The 23,930-nt window shown below is 31.9% G+C and carries 21 protein-coding genes; 16 read left to right on the top strand and 5 right to left on the bottom strand.

Annotation, left to right across the window (positions count from 1 at the left end):
- The first annotated feature begins 37 nt into the window (after positions 1–37).
- The 14 genes from OLM51_RS15020 (at position 38) to OLM51_RS15085 (ending at position 14,916) form a co-directional block, all read left to right on the top strand.
- Positions 38–2,497, top strand: a complete 2,460-nt coding sequence (locus tag OLM51_RS15020) for a hypothetical protein (RefSeq protein ID WP_264551412.1) — start codon at positions 38–40, stop codon at positions 2,495–2,497.
- A gap of 52 nt (positions 2,498–2,549) precedes the next feature.
- Positions 2,550–7,859 carry a fibronectin type III domain-containing protein gene (locus OLM51_RS15025; protein ID WP_264551413.1) on the top strand — a complete coding sequence of 1,770 codons (5,310 nt, stop codon included), beginning with the start codon at positions 2,550–2,552 and terminating at the stop codon, positions 7,857–7,859.
- Between the two features lie 11 nt (positions 7,860–7,870).
- A complete protein-coding gene (locus tag OLM51_RS15030; protein ID WP_264551414.1) occupies positions 7,871–8,866 on the top strand; it encodes a hypothetical protein in 996 nt (331 codons plus the stop codon).
- A gap of 2 nt (positions 8,867–8,868) precedes the next feature.
- On the top strand, positions 8,869–9,573 hold the full coding sequence (locus tag OLM51_RS15035; RefSeq protein ID WP_264551415.1) for a hypothetical protein: 705 nt from the start codon (positions 8,869–8,871) through the stop codon (positions 9,571–9,573).
- 108 nt (positions 9,574–9,681) lie between these two features.
- Positions 9,682–10,044 (top strand): hypothetical protein, encoded by a 363-nt coding sequence (locus OLM51_RS15040; protein ID WP_264551416.1) that lies wholly within the window; start codon positions 9,682–9,684, stop codon positions 10,042–10,044.
- A gap of 12 nt (positions 10,045–10,056) precedes the next feature.
- Positions 10,057–10,602: a hypothetical protein gene (locus tag OLM51_RS15045; protein ID WP_264551417.1), complete on the top strand. Its 546-nt coding sequence runs from the start codon at positions 10,057–10,059 to the stop codon at positions 10,600–10,602.
- A gap of 43 nt (positions 10,603–10,645) precedes the next feature.
- A complete protein-coding gene (locus OLM51_RS15050) occupies positions 10,646–11,341 on the top strand; it encodes a hypothetical protein (protein WP_264551418.1) in 696 nt (231 codons plus the stop codon).
- Positions 11,342–11,402: 61 nt separating this feature from the next.
- A complete protein-coding gene (locus tag OLM51_RS15055; protein WP_264551419.1) occupies positions 11,403–11,900 on the top strand; it encodes a hypothetical protein in 498 nt (165 codons plus the stop codon).
- An 11-nt stretch (positions 11,901–11,911) separates the two neighbouring features.
- On the top strand, positions 11,912–12,223 hold the full coding sequence (locus tag OLM51_RS15060; RefSeq protein WP_264551420.1) for a hypothetical protein: 312 nt from the start codon (positions 11,912–11,914) through the stop codon (positions 12,221–12,223).
- A gap of 21 nt (positions 12,224–12,244) precedes the next feature.
- Positions 12,245–12,565, top strand: coding sequence for a hypothetical protein (locus OLM51_RS15065; RefSeq protein WP_264551421.1), 321 nt, complete (start codon positions 12,245–12,247; stop codon positions 12,563–12,565).
- 94 nt (positions 12,566–12,659) lie between these two features.
- Positions 12,660–13,088 (top strand): SMI1/KNR4 family protein, encoded by a 429-nt coding sequence (locus OLM51_RS15070; protein ID WP_264551422.1) that lies wholly within the window; start codon positions 12,660–12,662, stop codon positions 13,086–13,088.
- Positions 13,089–13,109: 21 nt separating this feature from the next.
- Complete coding sequence (locus tag OLM51_RS15075) at positions 13,110–13,766, top strand: hypothetical protein (RefSeq protein WP_264551423.1); 657 nt, start codon at positions 13,110–13,112, stop codon at positions 13,764–13,766.
- Between the two features lie 135 nt (positions 13,767–13,901).
- Positions 13,902–14,477, top strand: coding sequence for an SUKH-3 domain-containing protein (locus tag OLM51_RS15080; protein WP_264551424.1), 576 nt, complete (start codon positions 13,902–13,904; stop codon positions 14,475–14,477).
- 235 nt (positions 14,478–14,712) lie between these two features.
- On the top strand, positions 14,713–14,916 hold the full coding sequence (locus OLM51_RS15085; RefSeq protein WP_264551425.1) for a hypothetical protein: 204 nt from the start codon (positions 14,713–14,715) through the stop codon (positions 14,914–14,916).
- A gap of 93 nt (positions 14,917–15,009) precedes the next feature.
- Here OLM51_RS15085 and OLM51_RS15090 read toward each other — a convergent pair whose 3' ends face one another.
- The 4 genes from OLM51_RS15090 to OLM51_RS15105 form a co-directional block, all read right to left on the bottom strand.
- Positions 15,010–15,915, bottom strand: coding sequence for a LamG domain-containing protein (locus tag OLM51_RS15090; RefSeq protein ID WP_264551426.1), 906 nt, complete (start codon positions 15,913–15,915; stop codon positions 15,010–15,012).
- Between the two features lie 383 nt (positions 15,916–16,298).
- Positions 16,299–17,219 (bottom strand): LamG domain-containing protein, encoded by a 921-nt coding sequence (locus tag OLM51_RS15095; RefSeq protein WP_264551427.1) that lies wholly within the window; start codon positions 17,217–17,219, stop codon positions 16,299–16,301.
- A 351-nt stretch (positions 17,220–17,570) separates the two neighbouring features.
- Positions 17,571–18,611 (bottom strand): PLP-dependent cysteine synthase family protein, encoded by a 1,041-nt coding sequence (locus tag OLM51_RS15100; protein ID WP_264551428.1) that lies wholly within the window; start codon positions 18,609–18,611, stop codon positions 17,571–17,573.
- A 70-nt stretch (positions 18,612–18,681) separates the two neighbouring features.
- On the bottom strand, positions 18,682–20,745 hold the full coding sequence (locus OLM51_RS15105) for a S9 family peptidase (protein ID WP_264551429.1): 2,064 nt from the start codon (positions 20,743–20,745) through the stop codon (positions 18,682–18,684).
- Positions 20,746–20,894: 149 nt separating this feature from the next.
- Between OLM51_RS15105 and OLM51_RS15110 the strand changes: the two genes are divergently transcribed.
- Entirely contained in the window at positions 20,895–21,215 is a 321-nt protein-coding gene (locus OLM51_RS15110) for a YbaB/EbfC family nucleoid-associated protein (protein ID WP_264551430.1), read from the top strand.
- Positions 21,216–21,416: 201 nt separating this feature from the next.
- Here OLM51_RS15110 and OLM51_RS15115 read toward each other — a convergent pair whose 3' ends face one another.
- Positions 21,417–22,436 carry a threonine aldolase family protein gene (locus OLM51_RS15115; RefSeq protein ID WP_264551431.1) on the bottom strand — a complete coding sequence of 340 codons (1,020 nt, stop codon included), beginning with the start codon at positions 22,434–22,436 and terminating at the stop codon, positions 21,417–21,419.
- 308 nt (positions 22,437–22,744) lie between these two features.
- Between OLM51_RS15115 and prfB the strand changes: the two genes are divergently transcribed.
- Positions 22,745–23,843 (top strand): peptide chain release factor 2 gene (prfB, locus tag OLM51_RS15120; RefSeq protein WP_264551432.1). Its coding sequence is split into 2 segments (ribosomal slippage): positions 22,745–22,807 and positions 22,809–23,843, totalling 1,098 coding nucleotides; the frame shifts between segments, so codons are not numbered across the junction.
- Positions 23,844–23,930 lie beyond the last annotated feature (87 nt).

Here is a 23,930-nt window from a genome sequence, read left to right on the forward strand (position 1 = left end):
ATCACATATACAAGCTGATTTTCATGTAAGGCAAATAATGATTTTAAATAAACTAAGATTAAATATAATATTGCTCTTCTTCTGTGCTTTTGGTTTCTCACAAAACTTTAATATTCAGGAAGTCGGGAAAGCAAAATTGATAAATGTATCCGGAGGAGCATCAGCCAACAGCGTGTTCTACTCCGGAAATGCAGCAAGAGATCCGTTTAGTTATTTTCTAAACGGAAACATCAATTTCAATGTCGCCGGATTATACAATATTCCATTTTCATTTTCCTATACCAATCAAAAGTTCGGATATGGCAAACCTGTTTTAATGAATCGTTTAAGCATACATCCGTCTTATAAATGGATCACGGCCCATATTGGTGATGTCAGCATGACTTTCTCACCGTATACTTTGGCCGGACATCAATTTACAGGATTTGGTGTCGATCTTACGCCACAGGGAAAATTTAAAGTAAGTGCTATGTACGGAAGGCTTTTAAAAAGCAACGAATATAATAGTGCATATCCGGACATTCTTCCTGTTTACAAAAGATTTGGCTACGGATTTAAAACAAATTATGCCTTAGAAAAAGTCAATTTTGGTTTGATTTTCTTTAAAGCAAAAGATGAGATAAATTCAATATCCAATCCTGTACCTTTTGAATTGGGCATTTCTCCAAAAGAAAATGCAACTATAAGTCTTGAAACTACTTTTAAACTTTTTCAGAAGTTACAGGTTCACACCGAATTTGCAAACAGCAGTATTACCGAAGATACCCGCACTACCGATGGTACAAAAGCCAAAGGTATTGCAGCATTATTTTTAAGCCCGAATAATACAACAGCGAGTTACAATGCGTTTAAAGGAGACCTGGCTTATCCTGCCGGAACAGGAACCTTAGGTTTAGGCTACGAACGTATTGATCCAAATTACAGAACATTAGGAGGCTATTATTTTAATAATGATTTAGAAAACATTACCGTAAACGCTACACAGACTATATTTAAAAACAAAGTTTCATTATCAGCAAATTTCGGTCTCCAGAAAGATAATCTGGATAAACAAAAAGAAAGCCAGATGAAACGACTGGTATCTGCCATAAATGTTGATTACAGAGCCAATGAAAAATTAAATTTTAATGCAAATTACTCGAACTTTCAATCCTATACCAACAGTCGTAACCAGTTTGATTACATCAATCAGGTTTCTAATTATGATTATCTCGATACCTTAAACTTCAGACAAGTCAATCAGAATGCATCGCTTGCTATAAATTATTTACTCAAGAATGAAAAGACCATTAAAAAATCTATTAATGCTAACTTTTCTATGCAGGATGCCGTAAACCAGCAACAAGGACATACAATAGAAGGCGGTGCCACAACCTATTATAACTCCGGGATATCTTACAGTATGGGCTATCCGGCAAAAGATTTAAATTTAATTGCGTCCTTAAACAATACATACGGAAAAACAGATTCCGGCAAAAGTCTTATTATAGGTCCTACTATTGGTGCAACAAAACTATTTTTTGATAAAAAATTCACCACGTCGGCTTCAACCAGTTACAATACTAGCTATATAGACGGAGACAAACAAAACGATATTCTGAATTTCAGAGTAAACGGATCGTATATCTATCTTCAAAAACACAATTTCAGTGCCGGAATTATTTCATTGTTCAGCAATTCTAAAACGCAAAAAAACAATGATTTAACGGCAACCATTACCTACGCCTACTCATTCGATAAAATAAAACTACGTCCAAAAAGAGAACCAAAAACCGAAGAAGCAACAGGAGAGGTAAAACTGGAACCTGTACTTAAAATAAACTTTAATGGAAAAACTTTTGAAGGCACTCGAGATGAAATAACCAATCAGTTAAGAGAAATGCAGCTTGCTCTACAGCCTTTACCAGCCGAAGAAAACAGCAAACTGGAAAACCTTTTAACCAACGCGACTGTTGCTACAGACGAAAAAGATTTCAAAGAAAAAACTTTGGATTACCTTGAAGCATATGCTCTTGAAGCAGAAACATTAAAAAAATACAATGACTATTTTATCGAGTCGGCACAAAAACTCGAAAACGATATGAAACGTAAAGATGAAAGTCTTGAAAATGATTATTCGATAGCTATTGGAAGAGTAAACAGTCATGCTTTACATGGCGTTAGTGAGGCAGATGCTGTGAATAAAACCACTTACAAATCGTATCAAAAATTAGTTGAAAGAGCCGAAAACAGTCGTAAAAAACTAGTCAATCACAGATGGATGTTTAAAGAAATCCAAAAACTGGCAAAAACTTCTGCTGCTGAAATTCAGCAAAATCAATATGCTGCAGATTTCAATAAAGAAGAAATTGAAGAAGCTTTTAAACTGATAAAATCTAAAAAGACAGCAGCTGAAATTACAGAAGCAATCGAAGTAAAAATGATTCCGTTCTATCATGATCTTGCCGTAAAAAAAGCAGAAAATGATGAGATCGAGCTAAAGCATATTCAGAACTAAAGACATAAATAAGATACCGGAGAAAATAATGGATAAATCTCAACTACCCCAAATGATAAAAAAAATACATTTATACCTGCTATTACTATGTTCCTTTTTAGGTTCTGGTGCGTATGCCCAAACTTATCCTGTTCGAATCACGACGCAGCTTATACAGCCCTCACCTATTTATTTGAGTAGCTATGCTGATGCGACAACGATAAACAGTCCGATTAAAATACAATTGGTACTGAACGATTTGACTATATCGAATCGTCAGGTACGATTGAAGATTTATTTTCAGGGTAACGGAATTGCCTTTAACACAAATGATTTTGTTGTAGGTGCAAAACCACTTTATCTTGAGGGAGGATTTCCGCTTCAATTAACAAATGTTGATTTGGCACCTTATTTTGAATATCAAAATTTATTGGGAATAAATCCTAATCAATACGCCCAGCCATTACCCGAAGGGATTTACAATATTTATGTTGAGGTTTATGATTTTGCGACCAACAAAAAATTGTCCAGCAAAACAGGTACTACAACCATTATTTTCCAGAATGAACCTCCTTTTTTAAACCTGCCTTTGAACAATGCTTCAATCATGCAGCAAAACATTCAGAACATTGTTTTTGGCTGGACACCAAGAAGTATAAACGTCAGCAATGTTGAGTATGAGTTTTCATTGGTTGAAATTTGGGATAAATACACTCCGGTTCAAAATGCCTTTGCCTATTCTCCCCCTTTATATACTACCACTACCAGAACAACGTCATTACAATATGGCATAAACGAACCTCAGCTAATTCCCGGCAGAAGATATGCCTGGCGTGTAAAAGCGAAAGCATTGCTTGGAGCCGAAGAAATTGGCGTATTTAAAAACAACGGTTACAGCGAAATTTTTTCATTTGATTATGAGGTATATTGTACAGCGCCATTAGGAATTAAAACTGATGGTATTAGCGAAAATCAGGCAAAAGTAAGCTGGAGCGGAAATATTGATAATTTTGATTATCAGGTAAAATACCGCGAAAAAAATTCGGGATCTGAGTGGTATAGTCTTGTAACTCCAAGAGAAAATATCACCATTAGCAATTTAAAAGCAAATACAACTTACGAATATACTGTTGGTTCATCTTGTGATGTTGGAAAATATACCCACAGTACTATTAAAGAATTTACAACACTTGTAAGAGACGAAATTGCTTTTCAGGGTTGTGGTATAAAACCGGATCCAAAAGATTTGGCTAACAAAACACCGCTAAAAGATTTATTCCCTAATGATGTCGTAACGGCCGGAGATTTTCCAATCGTAGTATTACATTCTACTGGCAGTAATGGAACATTCTCTGGTGATGGTTATGTAACATTGCCATTTTTAGAAAAATTCAGAAAATTAATTGATGCTGCAGATGCCTTAGCCGGAGAAAATGAAAAAGGCGAGTCAAAAGGCAAAATCGGTGAAAATACACGTATCAGAATTACGTTTAACAACATTGGAATTAATACCGATTTCAAATTAATTTCGGGAGAGATCATTGCCAGTTACGATCCTAATTGGAGCAGTATGGCAGATTTGGATGGTGTGTTTAATGATGTATTTGGTAGTGATGGAAAACCAATAGAAGTTAAGGTTAATTATGAGGTAAAATCAGCTGTTTTAAATCCTGATGGAAGTACAACTATAACCGGAACTGATGGACAGATTACAAATGTTCCAAAATCTGCTTACAATCAGGTTTATACAGATAATAAAGGAACAACCGTTACTATTCCTGCAAATGGCAAAGGTGAACCAATCATCACAGCTGCTGCCCCAGGTGGTAAAGCAACGGCCGCAAATACCAACGGGGTATCTTCTAGTGGCGAAGTAACACAAATATATACTTCTAATGCTAAAATTACCTTTAAAAACAGCACAGACAGTAAATACGCTTTTGATGCTAAACCAGGTTCAGGTTCACAAAAACTATTAGATACTTACGAGAAAATCCCTACCAGTGATGGTAGTACGTATAATGTAAATTATAAAGCTGTCTCAAATCTAAAAGGTCCGGAAACGTTTATTGCTACAGCTATATTTAAAAACGGAAAGACAAAAGATGATATTGTTTTTAAAACCAATACAGGAACTATAGTTGATGCTAACTGGAAAAATGATACCGAAGCAGAAATAACAGTTGAGCAAACATTGGCCTTCTCTAAAGAAAGTATTATTGCCACAGTAAAAGGCGTAACAAAGAAAGATCCTGATAATGCTACTAAAACTATTGAAGGTAAAGCTGAGATTGCCGGTAAACTAAATGTTTGGCAACTGGAGAAAAAACCTGTAATAAGCGTAACGATCTTAAGTGTAAACAAAGCAAGCGTTCCAAAAGCTTCGGTAATGCAGGATTCTTTAAACAGTATCTACAATAAAGCCGGAGTAGAATTTAAAGTAAGTTCTCAGAATGTTGATATAAATCCGTTACCCAATATAATTGATTGCGGAGACAGTAATATTGTTAATGTATATACCAATGCTCAAAATGATATTAAGAACCAGATTGAAGCAAGTTCTACTTTCACTTATAATGACGAAACCTACTACGTTATTTATACCGGTAAATTGGGCAGTAACGGATACAATGGTTTTATGCCTTTGGGTGGTCAGTATGCTTTTGTTTTTGATAACAAATTAAGAACAGCGGCACACGAACTGGGACACGGTATTTTTGGACTTAAACATCCATTTACAACCGATGCCGACAAAGGAAAAACTAATCTTTTAATGGATTATGGAACAGGAACTGTGTTATCTCACAACGACTGGGACATTATTCATAGCGGCGGATGGAAATTCTATGGTTTCCAGAAGAGTTCTTCTGGTGGACATGTTTCTTCAGAGCTTTCTAGTCTTCCAGCTAGATATAAAAACAATAACAATACATATAGTTTTTTAACTCCATCAGGAATAATCATAACATTGCCTTCAACTACCAAAAAAGTTACTTTTTCAACTTTAGATCCGTTTAAATATAAATTTGATGGAAAAAATTCCGGAGATTATGCTCCTTTAGGAAGCTTAATTAGTTTTACAACTTCAACAAATAATAGGTATGCTTACAAAGGGGGTAACAATGAATTTGTATATGAATGTGAAGAATGCAAAGAAAACAAACAATATAATGATCAATTAAGTAGTGCATTAGGTAAGAATTTATCTAAAACAATAGTAGCGATTCCATATTATGAGAATAGTAACATCTATTTACATTTTATTGTTTATCCAAAAAAATCGGATCAAAACTTCAACACAAATAACATTAATTATGGAAACCCATTAAACACTTTCTCTATAATAGAAGAACTGAATAATAGCGAAAATTTAAATCAAAATTATTTTGATTTAATAAAAGATGACGATTATTTTTCAAATGAAATCACAAGTAGTGCTCTATCAGAATTCTCGATTGATTTTCTGGAGAAATATAACACTATTGCTTCAAAATATAGTCCGCTTTCTCCTCTAGTTGTTTCAAGTGGATTTTTATTTTCTGAATTTGATTCTAGTGAAAGTAATATCACATGCAACATAAATACAATCCAGGAAGAATTAGACAAAATATTTCAAAAAATAGAAGAAGCTACAAAAACAAAATCTAGATCTGTTGCTATCACTGCGTATTTAAGAGCATTATCAAGTGACTTAATAATTAAACAATTGGGACAAAAGTATGATTTGTTTAGAAATGGGCTTCAAAACACTAAAGACAATAAAGAGACAACTCGTAAAATAAATAGTGAAATTGCCAGTTCAAATACAGCAAATCAAATGGCTGAGATTATTAATAAATATGATAACTGTAATCTTGAATTAATAAACTTTGAAAACAGAATAAAAGCAATAAATCTTTTAGAGAAAACTAATAATGAAGAGGAAATTATTAAATTAATAAATACTGTCGCTTATAATAGTCAAACACCACAATTGCTACAAAAATTATTCGAAAATAAATCGAAGCTATTTATTAAATTATGGAACAGGCTAGATTTTTCAGAGTTTCACTTATACATTAATAAAATTACCGAATATGTAAAAATTAGTGATACAAGCACTCCTAAAGAAAACTTTTCATTTAGTTTAAATCAGAATAACAATTCGGGAACAGACTTCAATTTTATATTTAATCCTGATGGTACATTAAAGGTTGAACTAAAAAGACTGCCTATATATTCTTCTTATGTATTAGCTGCAAATGCAGGATTTCTTGCAGTACCAATAGAAGGAATTAATGAAACAATAAAAACGTGGAATTTCACAAATCTAAATCAGATTGTAAGTATAACTATTCCGGCAAATGGTACATTTTTAGAATGGGAAAACAATCAAAAAACAGATGTAAATATAGATGTCCCGGCATATTATATTGCTTATTTAATTCACAATAAACATCTTAAACAAGGCATGCTTGCTGCTAGAGTTTTAGGTAATCTGGTAGCCATAGTAACTTCAATACCATCCGGCGGACAATCTCTTACAGCAATGGAAGCATTAACTATTGTCCTATCTAGCAGTGATTTAATAATTGCTCTAAATGAGGATAAAATTAAAGAATTAAATGGCGGAACTACATTTATTGAGGCTTGGGATACTATAATGTTAGTAGATGGAGGAATTGCCCTAACACGTTTAGGTATATCAGTAATTAAGAGTTCAGCCGGAAAAATTTTAAAAATAAGTTTTGATCTTGAAAAATTTAAAAATGCTTTAAAGACTTTATCCATTGAAGATTCTAAAATAATTAAACAATTAAAAGAAATTTCACCACTTTTAAAACGAATGGGGCAAGAAACTTCGCAAGTAATTTTTAATAATAAGCTGCTATCTTATATTGAACAATCTATACTAAAGACAAAATTTACATCAATGAACAAGTCAATTTTAGATTTTGAAAATTGGATTATTGGTAAAATCGGAACAACAAAAGTATTTGAAATTGACTTTGCAACGAGTGGCGGTTTCGTCAAATTTACAAATATTAAAAGTTCTTTAGTAAAGGCAAATGATGAAGTTATTGGGACGCTAACTGAAATACGTTATGCTGATGAAACTGGGAAAATACAAGAAGGCTCATTTAATATAATGAAATCTGGAGATTCTGTTTATGTAATAAAAATAGCCAATGAAACGAACGATTTCATACGTAAAATTTCTGGTACACCATTGCTTGCAAAATTTAATTCACTAAGTGATGAATTCAAAAGCCTTCTTATGCACGATTTTGGTGACGCTAGTACAGATCTTTTTAAAGAATTAAGTAAGAAAGATTCAGAACTATTCACTGGATGGAAAAAATTCAGAACTAACAATCCTAAAGAAATATTATGTACAAATTAAGACCTACAACTATGAAAAAAATACTTCTTATAGTATTAATAAATCTGTTAAGTTTTACAACTGCACAGTCTCAGTGTTGGTATACTTCATTTCTAAAAGACTATGAAGCTGGTAATGTTGATTTTAGAAAGTTTATCGGTGAAAGCAAAGATGGTATGGGAGTCTATAGACGACTATACGATGGAGGAAGTACTTATGTACTAAAAAATGCCACATATTTACAAAAATTCGAAAAACTAAGCCCTGATGTAGCCTCAAGAATAGCAAAATTTACAGACGACAAAATTGGATCTACTCTTGCTAAATTTTTAGATGATTGCGATGATCCCGAATTTCTCAATTTTATTAACAAATCCGAAAACAGTAAATTTGTAGATGCATTCTCAAATCACAAACTTACTGATGCTGAAGCTCAAAACATTGGTGACTTAGTAGCTGAGTTAAAGTTAAATGAACAAAATACTGAAAAGATTGAAAAATGGCTTGTGCGAAGCGACAAAATTTCAATAATGAAAGGTCGTTTTAAAGTAGCTGATGATTTCGAAAAATTTAGTAACAGATCCATTGCAAGTAATACTGATATACCATGTAAAGCTTGGGGAGGTAACGGTAACCGAACACATTATACTCAACTCCAGGCAGGTGAACCAAAAGTGATTTTAGATGATGCCTTAGTAGATCCAATTCCAATAGCAACTGATGAATTTGGGGCTAGAACTTATAAAACACTTTATCACGATAGTAAATTAACTAAAAATGCTCCCTGGACACCCAACCAAAGTAGCGAAATAATTGATAAATTTACAAGCGGGAACGGTGTGCTTACTGATACAAAAGGTTTACAATATGTTGAACTTGAAGTAAAAAGTAGTGCAAATTATTTCAAAGACTATGGAGGAGTTTTAAAAACTGGTGATAAGATTAGAATTTACAAAAATGAAATTTATAAATCAATTAGTAATGGTGATGGAAAATCAATTATAGAAACAATTAAAATATTCAAATAAACATGACAAAAGAATATATTAACGAAAGATACAACCAAATTCTACCTGATAATTTTAACATTTTAACATTAGAAGAAAAATATATTGAAGCAATATCTATTGCTGATAATAAAGTAAATGCTCTATATTTAGGAAACATTGAAATTTACCTATTAAAGAATATATTAGCCAGTATTGAGTTCAATGACGTTGAAAAAATTTTAGATCCTAAATATAAAATTGGTCAAGGAAATTCAACAATCAATATCAATATAAACAAGCATCTTTTCAAACATAATGTAGGAGAAGGAATTTTGAACCAATTACCTGCTAATTTAGACACTGAATCTGGCATAGAAAAAGCTTGCCATCTTATGCAGCAATACATCCAACAGGAAGCATTGCCTTTTTTTAACTATTGGCAGGATATACGTGATTTTTTGCCTTTTTTAGAATCCGATGACATTAATTTTATATCAGATATATTTTATAGTGATGCATTATTTAAAAAAATAATTATCTGGAAACTGTGTTCACATCCCCAATACAATAATTTTACAGACAAAAAAACTGAGCAATTAACAAAAAGGCTTCTCGAAATACCCAAAGATAAATCATTTAAAAAAAATTATGACCGGTATATTAAAATTTTAAAAACATTAGAAAAAACAAAACCTTTGTATGAATGGGATGAAAAATATCTGATAGAAAAACCTTATGTAAAATAGATTTAATTTTAATAGTTCACTGCAGAATATTTCCCGTTGACTAGAGCGTCTCGCTTCCATCAACGGGAAATATTTTAATCACAATATCTTAAAATTAATGGATAATATATGACCATAACAGCTCAAAAAATAAATCATTTCCTTTTTAATACACAAAATGGCTTTTTAATAAAATATCATATGAAAGAAGGTATTGATCTTATTTTATTAGATGAATTATATGAAATTTTGGAAGAATTAAAAGCGGATTGGAAATATAAAAAAGAGGTCCCAAAAGATATTTTATATTATTTGATGACTATAGTACCTGGATTATATGCCGATTTGGAATTATATAGAAATGACGAAGAAAAACATTATATCTATGACGAAATGATTTACAATTTAAGCATCGCTATAGAAATGTGCTTAAATCCTGCTCCAGATGATGAACAACATTTTAATACTCCACTTAAAGAATTGGGTATTTAAAAAAGTAAACACATGATAAAAGTTTTAGAAAAAGACTGGGAAATTCTTCACGAAAATTATAGAATTAGCAGAGAAGAATTGTTTCCCATTTTCCCTTACAGAGCAAATTTTGAAGAACTAAAACAATTATTAATAGACTCAAAAACAGATTCTGTATTCAATAATCGATTTAATGCAATATTATGGAGATTTCCAATTTCTATGTCGGATAATGAATTCATGAAATTACTGCAAATCTTTATAGTAGAAGATGGGCATCATGATCATGAATTCATGATTGAATCTTTTCAAAACTGGTTCAATGAAGACAAAGCGAATGTAAAACTTTTAATGCAGGCACTTTCTTCACTTCCTGAATTTTATAAATATGATGAAGATCTTAAATACCCCTATATTCGTAAAATTATCTATGCCATTGGTGCACAACCGGAACCTTATAATATCGAAGCATTAGAAACGATTTCACAATCGGAAGACGAAGAAATAAAGGCATTAGCACTGCATCAAATTGAAAAAAGAAAGCGACTTGGCAGATGGGAGGCAAAGAATCATGAATAATTTTTTCATTAAAAACACTTATTTAACTTTCCAGAACTAAATCATGATACAGCTCACAAAGATTGAAAAGTTAAATCACTCTAAAACTCCGAACAAAAAAATAGAATTTGTTTACAAAGGCTGGGAAGAACCCAATCGAGGTCAGGAGATTGTATATTACAGCGTATTGATAAATGGAATAGATAAAACCCAAGAATTATTTTCAGAAGAAAGAATTCAGTATTGTATCAATGAAAAAATAGAAACGGAACATCCAGGTAAAAATTTTGTATTTATTCCTTCTTTAGATTTTCTTTTAGTGGATACTCAAAATTTTAATAAAATGAATTTAAAGGTTTATTTAATCGAAAATCGCAAGGCAATTCAAGACAGTTTGGTTGGCAGCTTTTTTTACAAAGAAAATCATCTCTTAATCAATAAAAGAAGTCTCATCATTACAAACCTTTCAACTTTTCAAAAGATAAAAGTAAAGTTTGAAAAAGATATTGATATTGAATGGGCATTTTTTATTAATTCAATGCAAATACAAGTCATTCAAGCCTTTTCTAATAGCAGTTTTATTTATGATTTAGAAAAGGAGACAATCATAGAGAGAAAAAATATCATTAGTGAATCTCTTTACCCTGATATATTTCGATGGATTTACAGAGGACAAAATTATCAGACTAATGAAGTACAAATGGAACTACTCCAAAAAAAAGAAGATCAATTTATAAGTACTTACTTTAAATTAAACTAAATTTTGTGATCAACTTAAGCATAACTTACAGACATGATCAGAAATAAAAATTGTTTGACAAATGATACCCGAAAATAATATAGTATCACATTTTGATTCTAATCTTATTAAGAGAGAAATTGCCTCTGGAATAAGCCAAAAACTTACTGATGAAGAAATCTCTATTATCTCTCATATAGGACTGCCAAATGGTGTTTTAGATTTTCAATTTACAGAAAATCTTTGCTTAATGTCAGAATCTAAAATTATAATTGGAAAAACAGCTTCTGACAGTAATCTGATTTTAGATTTAAAATCCCGAAAGATAATAACAGATGACAACCTTTTTATTTCTAAATCTCTAAAAAATTTAATTCTACAGCTTTATACTTATGATCGTTTATGGAAAATCAATATTTCACAAAAAACATTTGGGAATTATCGGGAGGATTCCAATCATAAGAAATATGCAAAATTTTTAGAAACTGAATTATTGCAAATAGATGAAGGTTTATTAAAAAATGATAATGGATTATGGCTATCATTAATAGAAGATATTGAGTTTGGTATAGTGGGTTAAAAAATTAAATAATGGCACTAAATGATATTGAATTAGAAAAGTTCAAACGGACTCTTAAGAAAGCAAGTGAAGAATTGGGAACAAAAGAAATAGTGCTTTTCTCTGAATGGTTTTATTTATTGCCCGGCCAATCGCTTGAAATGAACGGGGTACCTCTTAATGAAAAATATGATATTCCTATTGGCTGGGACGGTTATGGAATTGATGATCTTGATAAATTGGAAAAAATGGAATTTCTAATAAAAACTTTTGAGTCGGAAGAAGATCCGGTTACTTTCGAAAAAACTATAAAATACCAGATATTAGAAACCAACACAAAATGATCCTTTTCTCTAAAATAAAATATGAATACTTTAAAATACAAAATCAAACCCGCTATTTATCTTGAAGATAAAGAACTGTGGATTTTTAATAATGAAATTTTAGATATGCCGCTTTCAATGATAGAAGACGGTATTATAAGTTGCAAGCGAGTCATGAGCGGAGAATATCCTGTGATGCACTGGGGCTTAGAGGTATCTGAATTATTTATAAATAAAGAAATAACTACATTAGAATACCACGGGAAATTTGTGACAGAACTACCAACAAAAGAGATTTGCAGGATGCTTGAAAAATATCGGGACAAATTAAAGGAATATGAAAATCATGACGGTTCAATGTAAAATTTCTGAAATTGTTTCCTTTGGCAGTATGGCATACTCTGGTTCAGTTACATAATAAAAAGCATATTTGAGAATTACTAAATATCCATAAAAAATGAGAAAATTAAATCTATATCCAAGAATGGGGGACTCAAATATGAGATACATCGAAAGTATCATTAGTGAAAACTTACCTGAATATTTTAAGGGTTTTCTAAAATTAAATGGAGGATTGAGCCATTATGAAAGATATTTTATAGATCATGACGAAACTGTCTGGGAAGTTAAAAATTATTTAAACTATGCTGATTTATTTAAACTTACTGAGGAGTTTCTTCAAAATTATCATCGTAAACTTGTTCCTTTTGCTTTGGATATGGGAGGATGGCATTTTTGTTTATGCCTAGATGAGGGTCCAGATTATGAAACAATCTTAGTCAACCGCTGGACAGATTATCTTCCTGAAGAGCAATTTTTAAAAATTGCAGATAATTTTGAAGATTTTATAAATAAACTAAAAACTGAAGAGGAAATAAATTTATAATGATTTATTAATTTTTAAATTATGAAACTTTATTCACCGGAAAAATTAAGAGGGAGTTGGCATTTTGACAGCAATAAATACGATTATGATTATGACATAGCACCATACCCGGAGATTAGATCAGACTTAAAAACTTTATTAACTATTCTTATCGAATCAAAACTATTGATTCCAAAATCATTAGAAGGTAAGAATGAAAAATTGGATTATAATAACATAGAAGATTTAATCTCTTTAATAGAAAAAGACAATTATTTACAAACTTGTTTTGAGTTTGATATCAACGGAGACACTGTAATATACACCGAAAAGGGTGAAGAAACACACTCAGGTATCTTTTGTCTGCAAAGCTTTCGTACGTTTCAACAAAGTTTTGTATTATCAACAAAGTCTGATATCTGGATGCCAATGTCTTTTGATGAAGATAGTTATTCCTATGTTTGGAATCTTGAACGATATAATTTAAATAATCAAAGATTATCATCTGTTTTAGAAAAAGTAAATAAAAGTTTAGACTGGGAAAACGAAAATCTATTGCAGAAAGAATTTAATGAAAGAGGGAGTTTACAAATAGGATACAACATTTTTCTATCTAAAGAAGTATTGATAAGAGAATATGAAGAGAATCCAAATCCTGATTTTAACATAAAGGAATACATCGAAAAAATGGAAATTTAATTTTTCATCTGCTATTCGTAAAATAAACTAATTTCAATCTTAATTTTTGAGGTTTGCATAATTTGCAATCCTTTTTTAGAGTACTTTGGAGGAGATGAAATAAAAGTAAATATTATTTAAAAATTGAATCATTTTATGCCTAATAATCAAGAAGATTTAAAAACCACACTAATAGATGCTGGATGGTATGAAGGACGAAGCATAAGACAAAATATAGCAAATAGTCTTCTTTATGAAATATTGCCAGCAAAGATTCAAGATTTTCTTTCTGAATTTGGTGATCTGAAAATCCACGCCGAAAATAAAATAGAAACAATGACAATTGATACTAGCCATATGGATAGTAAAAAAGTTTTTGACTATCATCTTTTCAATGTTTATAAGATAGGCGATAAAATTGATTTATCTGAAGATAAAAGTCTTGTATACTATTATTCAACATTGATTGGTACGCAGTTATATCCAGTTGCAGAATTAATCGAACAATGCACCGTAATGATGGATGAAAATGGTAATTTTTACATTATTAATTTTTTACCAGAACTTATATGGATTTCTAATAGCACTTCTGACGCCCTTACTAAAATAATATTTGGTTCAAGAGGTATGGCAATTTTAAATGAAAATACTTTAGAATGGATGCCTCCAATAGGAAAAGAATTAGAATATACACTTCCTATTAATCCAAATTTAAAAATAAATCCCTGGTAGTAATAAAATGTGTTTTTAAGTTTCTTGTTAAGGAACAGGATAACATACTTGCAAGCACTGGCAGGAATGTCTTAAAATCTCTTTTTTACAAATATGAGTATAATAAAGATTTTGATTAGTCCCTCACTCACAATAAAAGCATCTATTTGAATTCATTTTAAACTAAGAGCATAAACATCAAAAAATGCTATTAAAAAGTATATTTGCAGTACCTCAAATAAAAAATAAATAGAAGATGCAAACATCAAAATACACAAAAATAGCCGTAGTTGTACTCGTACTTTTGTTTTTAGTATTAAGCGTAATCAGCTGTAGTACTCATACGCATACTTACAATCAAACAACAACCACTAAAAAAGTACCACCGGGACAAGCTAAAAAAATGTCTGGTAGCAAAAGTGCAAAAAATTATGCACCAGGACAGCAAAAGAAACACTAAAAAAATGCCTTCCAATAATCTGGAAGGCATTTTTGATTTAGAGAAGTTGGTCTTATTATTTCTTAGAATCTTAAATTTTAGTATACTGTAAGTCTATTTTTTTGCATGCGTCTTTGTTATTTTCAGTAAATAAGTTCCTTCAGGCAGATCCCCAATATTAGAAGCGTTACTTCCTGTTATTTTCCTTCCTTGTGAGAAAACCTCAACCGTTTTAGAATCTGCATTTGTTTCCGGTGAACTTATAGTATTGGAAACTGCAGTTTTAACAGGCGACGAAGGTGTCGATACTACAGCTTTTTTTACTGTATTTGAAATCTGAACAGTCTCTGCTTTAGAAGCTGTAATCGGTTTTGAGCTGTTATAAGATTCCAAAACCTGCTCCTCGGTCATTGCAACATTATATATCTTAAGATCGTCAATATCTGCATTAATCGTAACAGTTGTATTTATTTGACCTAATCTCAGAATATAACCTTTGGTCAAGCGCTGAATTCCGTTTGCAGATTTCAATAATTCACCATTACGATATATTTTAGAGGTAGTTCCGTCATAAGTAAGATTGTATTGGTACCAAACCTCTTTTTGAAGCGGAACTGAAACAATAATGTTAGTATCTCCCCAACCCACCAGACTTACATCTGAATTGCCCGAAACTGCAGGCTGTTGCAAGAAACCAAAATACTGACCATTTACTGCATTACCATAACCAAAAATATAATTTGCTGAAGCGACAGTATTAAACTTCACCCAAAAAGAAATTGATCTGGGTTTATTATCCTGCGGAAGCTCCCCCACTACACCCTGCAAGACCTTATTAGTAAGTCGTTGAGCTTTCTTGGTCTCTCCCATTCTGTCATTTACAAAATTAGGAGTTCCTAAAAGCGAAATTGTATTATCAGTACTGTTTAAAGTTCCGTTGAAAGTAAACTCCTGAACCGGATTTTGAGCATTAGTATTTAAAAAAGTTACAAACATTACAGTCAGTAATAATTTTTTCATATTTACAATTTTAGGGGATTTTAAAAGTAATTTCAATAATATTAAACGACAAAATAATAAGCACAAACAAAAAATTTAATTCATTACAAATCTCAATAAGCATCAAGCTTTTACAATTAGTAATTTCAAAAATTTTGTTAAAACTATAAATTTAATTCAAAGTTACCAAACATTTTACACACTTAAGTACGATATTCTTATTTAAATTATAAAAAAACAAAAAACAAGGAGCTTCTTGGCTAACATTTGTAAAGACATTTTTACAAAAATATATTTACAGTATATAAAAATTTAAAAGCCCTCTGACTTTCAGAAGGCTTTCTCAACTATTCAAAATGCTTACTAAACAAAAAACTAACTAACTATTTCTATTAACCAAAATCTTATTTGGAAGTCACTTTTTTTGCCGGTACATCTGTTATTTTTAGCAAATAAGTTCCTTCTGGCAGGTCATTAATGCTCATGGCATTATTTCCTATTATCTTTTGTCCTTGTGAATAAACTTCAACATTTTTAGATACAGCGATATTACTAGTTGTAATTATTGTACCTGATGGTTTTACAGTTGCTTTGGCAGTTTTAGTTGCCGCAACCGGTTTACTGCTTTTTACTGTTGATGCTACTACCTCTGCAGTTACAGCCAAAGTTGGCTTAGATTCTTCATAAAGCGCTGCAACCTGCTGATCAGTGAGTGCAACATTAAAAATCTTTAAATCATCTATATCAGCATTTATACCAACGGTAGTATTTATTTCTCCCAACCTAAAAATGTTACCTTTAGTAGATCGTGTAATACCACTTACAGATTTCAGCAGCTCACCATTTCTAAATATTTTAGATACTTTTCCGTCGTATGTAATGATATAATTATACCAGGTTCCTTTTACTAATGACGTAGAAACAATAACATCATTACTTGCGCCCCAGCCTGCCAAACTTAAATCAGAATTAGAAGTTGCAGTACCCTGCTGTAATAATCCACAATATTGTGCATTATAAGCAGTTCCATAACCCCAAATGTAATTTGCAGAAGCAATATCATTTAGCTTTACCCAAATACTCACAGTTCTTGAGCTATTATTTTGAGGAAGATCATCAATTACAGCTTCCAAACCTTTATTAACCAATCGTTGAGCTCCATTGACATTTCCCATTCTATCGGCAACAAAATTATTTGTGCCCATGAATGAAGTTGTATTTGCAGTATTATTTAAAGTACCATTGAAGTTAAATTCCTGAATTGGGTTTTGCGCATTAACATTCAAATGACTTACAAACATCAAAGTAAGTAGTAATTTTTTCATAATGATAGATTTAGGGGATTAAAAAACAATTGTGTCATTTTAACACTGCTAAACTATATTTTTATGTTTCTTAACAGAAATTTTTCCGATAACTAACCTAAATAATCGTTTAAATAACCAAAATTGATAATTTTAAACGATTAATTACATTTACTTATACTTCTGTAAATAGTATTAAAATAATAAATATTCATCAACCAAACACTTAATTTCTTACGTATAAATACGGTATTTATATTTTATAGAAAACATTTAATACTTAAAAAAACATACATTTTAAGTATGTAGCATAAAAAAACTCCATCGCTTTAAGCAGATGGAGTTTCTATATTTTAAAAAACGGTATGTCGTTTATTTTACAAATTCAATTTTTTGAACTTCTTCTTCATTTATACTGTCAAAGAATCCTTGTTCGTTCATCCAGTCATCACTAAATACTTTACTCATATATCGTGATCCATGATCCGGGAAGATGGCAATAATATTACTATCTTTTGTAAACTCACCTTCTTCTGCATATTGTTTAATTGCCTGCATTACTGCCCCAGACGTATATCCAACAAAAAGTCCTTCTTTTCTGGTAACTTCTCTGGCTGAGTGAGCACTTTCTTCATCCGTCACTTTCATGAACTTATCGATGATATCGAAATCTGTCGCTGATGGAATCAGGTTTTTACCTAAACCTTCTATACGATATGGATAAATTTCTTTATTATCAAATTCTTTTGTTTCGTGGTATTTCTTCAATACTGATCCAAAAGCATCAACTCCAAGAATTCTGATATTAGGATTTTGCTCTTTTAAAAATTTTGCTGTTCCTGAGATAGTTCCTCCGGTTCCGCTACAAGCAATAAGGTGTGTAATTTTTCCGTTTGTTTGTTCCCAAATTTCAGGACCTGTAGTGTTATAATGGGCATCAATATTTAATTGGTTAAAATATTGATTAATGTAAACCGAGCCTTTTGTTTCTTCATGCAGACGTTTTGCTACATTATAGTAAGATCTCTCATCATCTGCAGAAACGTGAGCGGGACACACATATACTTTGGCTCCCAAACTTCTCAACATGTCAATTTTGTCCTTAGATGATTTTGAACTTACGGCCAGGATACAATTGTAACCTTTTATAATACTTACCATTGCCAGGCTAAAACCTGTATTACCCGATGTAGTCTCAATAATAGTATCGCCTGGAGAAAGTATTCCTTTTCTTTCGGCTTCTTCAATAATATATAACGCTATTCTATCTTTTGAGGAATGACCTGGATTAAAAGCTTCTACCTTTGCGTAGAAATTACCTTCTAACTCTTCGGTGACTTTATTTAGTTTAATAAGTGGGGTGTTACCTATTAACTCTAAAACATTATTATAAGCGTTTATTTCTTCTTTCATAAAAAAATAGTTAATCGAAGGCATTTTAAAATAACCTTGATAGGTTGCAAATTTAACAAAAAATTTCTAATTAGCTTTTAATTTTTTCTAAATCTAATAAAAAACTAAATTCCTTTGCTAAGTCTTTTAAAGCCTCAAAACGTCCTGAAGCCCCACCATGACCCGCATCCATGTTAGTATCTAAAAACAAAAGATTTTCATTTGTTTTCAGATCTCTCAACTTAGCGACCCATTTAGCTGGCTCCCAATATTGTACCTGAGAATCGTGCAATCCCGTTGATACATACATATTTGGATATTTTTGTGCTTTTACATTATCATAAGGTGAATATGACAACATATAATCATAATATTCTTTTTTGTTAGGGTTACCCCATTCGTCATACTCTCCGGTAGTCAGCGGAATACTGTCATCCAGCATCGTTGTAATAACATCTACAAAAGGTACCTGAGCAATAACTCCATTGTATAATTCCGGGGTTTCATTTACAATTACTCCCATCAGAAGCCCTCCTGCAGATCCACCTTCAGCATAAAGATGTTCAGGCGAAGTATATTGCTCGTTTATTACAAATTTAGAAGAATCGATGAAATCTGTAAAGGTATTTTTCTTTTTTAACAGTTTCCCGTCATCATACCATTGTCTTCCCAGGTCTTCTCCGCCTCTAATATGAGCAATTGCGTAAATAAATCCACGGTCCAACAAAGAAAGTCGCGTCGAAGAAAAATACGTATCCATAGTAATTCCGTATGATCCATATGCATAAAGCAGTAACGGATTTTTACCATTTTTCTCTAACCCTTTTCTGTAAATCATCGAAATTGGCACTTTTACTCCATCTCTGGCCGTTGCCCAAACTCGTTCTTCTATATAATTCTCTTTATCAAACTTCCCTCCTAAAACCTGTTGTTCTTTTAAGATTTCTTTGGTTTTAGTCTTCATATTAAAATCAATTACAGACGATGGTGTCGCAAGTGATTGGTAGCTGTAACGCAAAATATCGGTATCAAAATCAATATTTGTTGTAGTAAATGCACTGTAAGTTTCACTACCAAAAGGCAAATAATAATCTTCCTCTTCTTTATTCCAAGGCATGATTCTGATATGATTTAAACCATTTGAGCGTTCTTCAACCACTAAATAGTTTTTAAAAATCTCAATATCTTCAAGTAAAACATCTTCTCTGTGCGGAATAATATCGACCCAGTTTCTTTTTGCTGTTTTATTTTCAGGCGTTTTCATTAACTTGAAGTTTGTCGCTTTATCTTTATTGGTCAAAATATAAAACGAATCTTCAAAATGTGAAATACTATATTCTAAACCACGAACACGAGTCTGAAAAACTTCAAAATCACCATCTGGATTATCTGAATTCAGAATTCGGTATTCAGTTGTTAGCGTACTTCCGGAACTAATAACAATATACTTTCTCGATTTCTCTTTACTTACCGAAACATTAAAAGTATCATCGGTTTCATTATAAACCAAAACATCGTTTTTTGAATCTGAATTTAGTTTGTGTCTGAAAATTTTATCTGCTCTTAAAGTAACTTCATCCTGTCGGGTATAAAAAACAGTTCTATTGTCATTTGCCCAAACAGATCCACCTGTGGCATTTTCGATTTTCTCTTCTAAAATCTCACCAGTTTCAAGATTTTTAAACTGAATGGTATAGATTCTTCTTCCTACAAGGTCTAAACCAAAACTGGCAAATTTATTGTCAGGACTTATACTTAAACCTCCCAATTTGAAATAAGCATGTCCTTTTGCCATTTCGTTACAGTTGAATAAGATTTCTTCATCTGCCGAAAGACTACCTTTTTTTCGGGCAAAAATGGGGTAATCCTGACCTGTTTCAAAACGGGTAATATAAAAATAACCGTTGTAAAAATAAGGAACAGATGAATCGTCTTCCTTAATCCTTCCTTTCATTTCCTCGTATAAAGACTCTTGTAAATCTTTTGTATGCGAAGTCATTTTTTGATAATAATCGTTCTCTTTATTCAAATAATCAATAACTTCAGGATTTTCGCGGTCGTTCAGCCAAAAGTAATTATCGATTCGGGTTTCTTTGTGTTTTTTGAGTTTTTTAGGAACTTCTTTAGCCTTTGGAGCCAGTATATCGTTTTGCATTGATTTAATTAAGCATTAATTTTTTATTCAGAGAGGCAAAAATACTACAATCACAACAGAACCTAAATTAATATTTTCATAAAATATTCTATTGTTATCAAACAGCAATATAGTAATTTTGTCTGAAATAATTTAAAAATCGACAAAAAATGGATTTAATGGGAATGATGGGCAAACTTAAAGAAACCCAACAAAAAATTGAAGATACAAAGAAACGTCTTGATACTGTTTTAATTGACGAACAAAGTGCTGACGGATTATTAAAAATAACAATTACCGCAAGCAGAAAAATAAAAACAATCTCTGTTGATGATTCTCTTTTAGAAGACAAAGAACAATTAGAAGATTATTTAATTGTAACGCTAAACAAAGCAATTGAAAAAGCAACAAGTATAAACGAACAAGAACTTGACGCCGTTGCCAAAATGGATATGCCAATGATTCCCGGAATGGATAATTTGTTTAAATAAAGACTCTAAGATACTAAGGCTCTGAGTTGCTAAGATTCATAGAAACAAGTCTTTTAAAATAATAGACGCACAAATTGTGCGTCTATTATTTTTTAGCAAAGTAAAACTCAGAAACTTAGCTGCTCAAAACCTTAGTATCTTTTTTTTAAAGTAAAGCAAAAAACTCAGAACCTTAGCAACTCAGAGCCTTAGTATCTTTTTTTAGATTTTCGAAAAAATCTCCATCACATAAGTATGCATCACTTCTTTATAATCCAGATGCGTAACAATTCGAAGTTTATTATGACCTAAAGAGCTAATTAAAATATTTTTTTGTTTTAATTTTTCTATTAAAAGCTGATCACTATAACCTTCAGCCAGCGAAAAAATCAAAATATTAGTTTCTACCGGTTCAACAGCCGAAATCCAGGATTTAGTACTCAAAATAGCCCCGATTTCTTTAGCTCTGCGGTGGTCTTCTGCAAGTCGCTCAATATTATTTGCTAAAGCGTACAATCCGGCTGCAGCCAAATACCCTACCTGACGCATTCCTCCACCAAGTATCTTTCTGATTCTCAACGCTCTATGAATATCACTTTTACTTCCAAGCAAAACTGAACCAATTGGAGCGCCTAAACCTTTTGACAAACAAACCGAAATAGTATCGAAAATTGCTCCAAATTCCTTCGGATTCTGTCTTTTAGCTACTAATGCGTTCCAAATTCTCGCTCCATCTAAATGGAATTTTAAATTATTAGCATCGCATACTTTTTTTATCTCTCTTAAATCTTCTAATTCGTAGCAAGCCCCGCCACCTTTATTGGTAGTATTTTCAACACAAACCAAACTTGTTAACGGACTATGATAAAATTCAGGATCATTTATAGCCGCAGCAACCTGAGCAGCATTTATCATCCCTCTGTGTCCATCAAGCAAACAACAGGAAACTCCACTGTTAAAGGAAACCCCTCCTCCTTCATAATGATAAACATGTGCATATTTATCTGCTATTAACTGTTCTCCAGGCTGAGTATGAAGTTTAATAGCAGTTTGATTCGCCATAGTTCCAGACGGAAAAAAAAGTCCAGCTTCCATACCAAAAAATTCAGCTACCCTAGTCTCTAATTCGATAACAGTAGGATCTTGTTTGTATACATCGTCGCCAACCTGAGCGTTAAACATATACTGCAACATTTCGTATGTAGGTTTGGTAATGGTATCGCTAATTAAATTTATTTCCATATAAAAACTATATCTTTTTTTGGACAGCAAAATTACATATTACTGTTAGTTATTGATCGTAAGTTTTAATAAAATTTAACTTCCGGATTACAATACAACCAAATTAACGTAATATTTATAAAAAACATATAAAATCCTCTTTATAATTTAAAAAATGATTTCTTATTTTATACGATCACTGTCTTATAAATTTATTGCTGTATTCTAAAAACTAAATCTTATTTTTGTACTACGAAATTACGCATTAATTCTTTGAAATAAATTAACGTAATATCAACAAAAAAACCTATAAAACTATTTATAAATTTATGACAACAGCCGAACAAGTAAAAGGTATTGTGGAGCGCCTTGGTGCGTTGAGGAGGTATCTTTGACGTTGATGCCAAGCTAATCGAAATTGCAAACGAAGAAGAAAAAACATTCGCTCCTGATTTTTGGAACAATGCAAAAGAAGCAGAAAACATTGTAAAAAACCTTCGAAACAAGAAAAAATGGATCGAAGATTATGACAAAGCGGTTTCTCTAACGGAAGAATTACAACTTGCTTATGATTTTTACAAAGAAGGCGAACTTTCTGCTGATGAACTGGATGAGCAATACAACATTACTCAGTCTCATGTAGAAAACATCGAGTTCAAAAACATGCTTTCTGACGAAGGAGACAGCTTAAGTGCAGTTCTTCAAATCACTGCCGGAGCAGGCGGAACTGAAAGTTGTGACTGGGCGGGAATGTTAATGCGTATGTACATGATGTGGGGAGAAAGCTATGGTTATAAAATAAAAGAACTAAACTTTCAGGCTGGTGATGTTGCCGGAATCAAAACTGTAACATTAGAATTTGAAGGAGATTATTCTTTTGGCTATTTAAAAGGAGAAAACGGTGTACATCGTTTAGTGAGAATCTCTCCTTTTGACAGTAATGCCAAACGCCATACCTCTTTTGCTTCTGTTTACGTTTACCCGCTAGTAGATGACAGTATCGAAATTGACATTAATCCTGCCGATATCGAAATTACAACTTCTCGTTCTAGTGGAGCCGGAGGGCAAAATGTGAATAAAGTTGAAACAAAAGTTCAATTAGTACATAAACCAACCGGAATTCAGATTCAATGTTCTGAAACGAGATCCCAGCAAGATAACAGACAGCGTGCTATGCAAATGTTACGTTCTCAATTGTATGAAATTGAATTAAAGAAACAACAAGCACAACGTGCCGATATTGAAGCCGGAAAAATGAAAATCGAATGGGGTTCGCAAATACGTAATTACGTTATGCAACCTTATAAACTGGTAAAAGATGTTCGTACAGGCTATGAAACCAGCGATGTTGATGGCGTAATGAACGGAAATATCGATCCGTTCCTGAAAGCATTTTTAATGATGATGGGACAGAAGGAGGAGGAATAAGTCAAAGTATTCCGTTTTTTAGTGTTCCGTCTTGGTTTACAATCATAGTAAACATGAAACGTGAAACATGAAACATGAAACCTCAAA

The sequence above is a fragment of the Flavobacterium sp. N2038 genome, from assembly GCF_025947185.1.
GTDB lineage: Bacteria > Bacteroidota > Bacteroidia > Flavobacteriales > Flavobacteriaceae > Flavobacterium.

What these genes read in the sequence shown, in the direction of transcription:
- OLM51_RS15020 (WP_264551412.1), top strand. Translation starts at nt 38, where the DNA reads ATGATTTTAAATAAACTAAGATTAAATATAATATTGCTCTTCTTCTGT.
- OLM51_RS15025 (WP_264551413.1), top strand. Translation starts at nt 2,550, where the DNA reads ATGATAAAAAAAATACATTTATACCTGCTATTACTATGTTCCTTTTTA.
- OLM51_RS15030 (WP_264551414.1), top strand. Translation starts at nt 7,871, where the DNA reads ATGAAAAAAATACTTCTTATAGTATTAATAAATCTGTTAAGTTTTACA.
- OLM51_RS15035 (WP_264551415.1), top strand. Translation starts at nt 8,869, where the DNA reads ATGACAAAAGAATATATTAACGAAAGATACAACCAAATTCTACCTGAT.
- OLM51_RS15040 (WP_264551416.1), top strand. Translation starts at nt 9,682, where the DNA reads ATGACCATAACAGCTCAAAAAATAAATCATTTCCTTTTTAATACACAA.
- OLM51_RS15045 (WP_264551417.1), top strand. Translation starts at nt 10,057, where the DNA reads ATGATAAAAGTTTTAGAAAAAGACTGGGAAATTCTTCACGAAAATTAT.
- OLM51_RS15050 (WP_264551418.1), top strand. Translation starts at nt 10,646, where the DNA reads ATGATACAGCTCACAAAGATTGAAAAGTTAAATCACTCTAAAACTCCG.
- OLM51_RS15055 (WP_264551419.1), top strand. Translation starts at nt 11,403, where the DNA reads ATGATACCCGAAAATAATATAGTATCACATTTTGATTCTAATCTTATT.
- OLM51_RS15060 (WP_264551420.1), top strand. Translation starts at nt 11,912, where the DNA reads ATGGCACTAAATGATATTGAATTAGAAAAGTTCAAACGGACTCTTAAG.
- OLM51_RS15065 (WP_264551421.1), top strand. Translation starts at nt 12,245, where the DNA reads ATGAATACTTTAAAATACAAAATCAAACCCGCTATTTATCTTGAAGAT.
- OLM51_RS15070 (WP_264551422.1), top strand. Translation starts at nt 12,660, where the DNA reads ATGAGAAAATTAAATCTATATCCAAGAATGGGGGACTCAAATATGAGA.
- OLM51_RS15075 (WP_264551423.1), top strand. Translation starts at nt 13,110, where the DNA reads ATGAAACTTTATTCACCGGAAAAATTAAGAGGGAGTTGGCATTTTGAC.
- OLM51_RS15080 (WP_264551424.1), top strand. Translation starts at nt 13,902, where the DNA reads ATGCCTAATAATCAAGAAGATTTAAAAACCACACTAATAGATGCTGGA.
- OLM51_RS15085 (WP_264551425.1), top strand. Translation starts at nt 14,713, where the DNA reads ATGCAAACATCAAAATACACAAAAATAGCCGTAGTTGTACTCGTACTT.
- OLM51_RS15090 (WP_264551426.1), bottom strand. Translation starts at nt 15,915, where the DNA reads ATGAAAAAATTATTACTGACTGTAATGTTTGTAACTTTTTTAAATACT.
- OLM51_RS15095 (WP_264551427.1), bottom strand. Translation starts at nt 17,219, where the DNA reads ATGAAAAAATTACTACTTACTTTGATGTTTGTAAGTCATTTGAATGTT.
- OLM51_RS15100 (WP_264551428.1), bottom strand. Translation starts at nt 18,611, where the DNA reads ATGAAAGAAGAAATAAACGCTTATAATAATGTTTTAGAGTTAATAGGT.
- OLM51_RS15105 (WP_264551429.1), bottom strand. Translation starts at nt 20,745, where the DNA reads ATGCAAAACGATATACTGGCTCCAAAGGCTAAAGAAGTTCCTAAAAAA.
- OLM51_RS15110 (WP_264551430.1), top strand. Translation starts at nt 20,895, where the DNA reads ATGGATTTAATGGGAATGATGGGCAAACTTAAAGAAACCCAACAAAAA.
- OLM51_RS15115 (WP_264551431.1), bottom strand. Translation starts at nt 22,436, where the DNA reads ATGGAAATAAATTTAATTAGCGATACCATTACCAAACCTACATACGAA.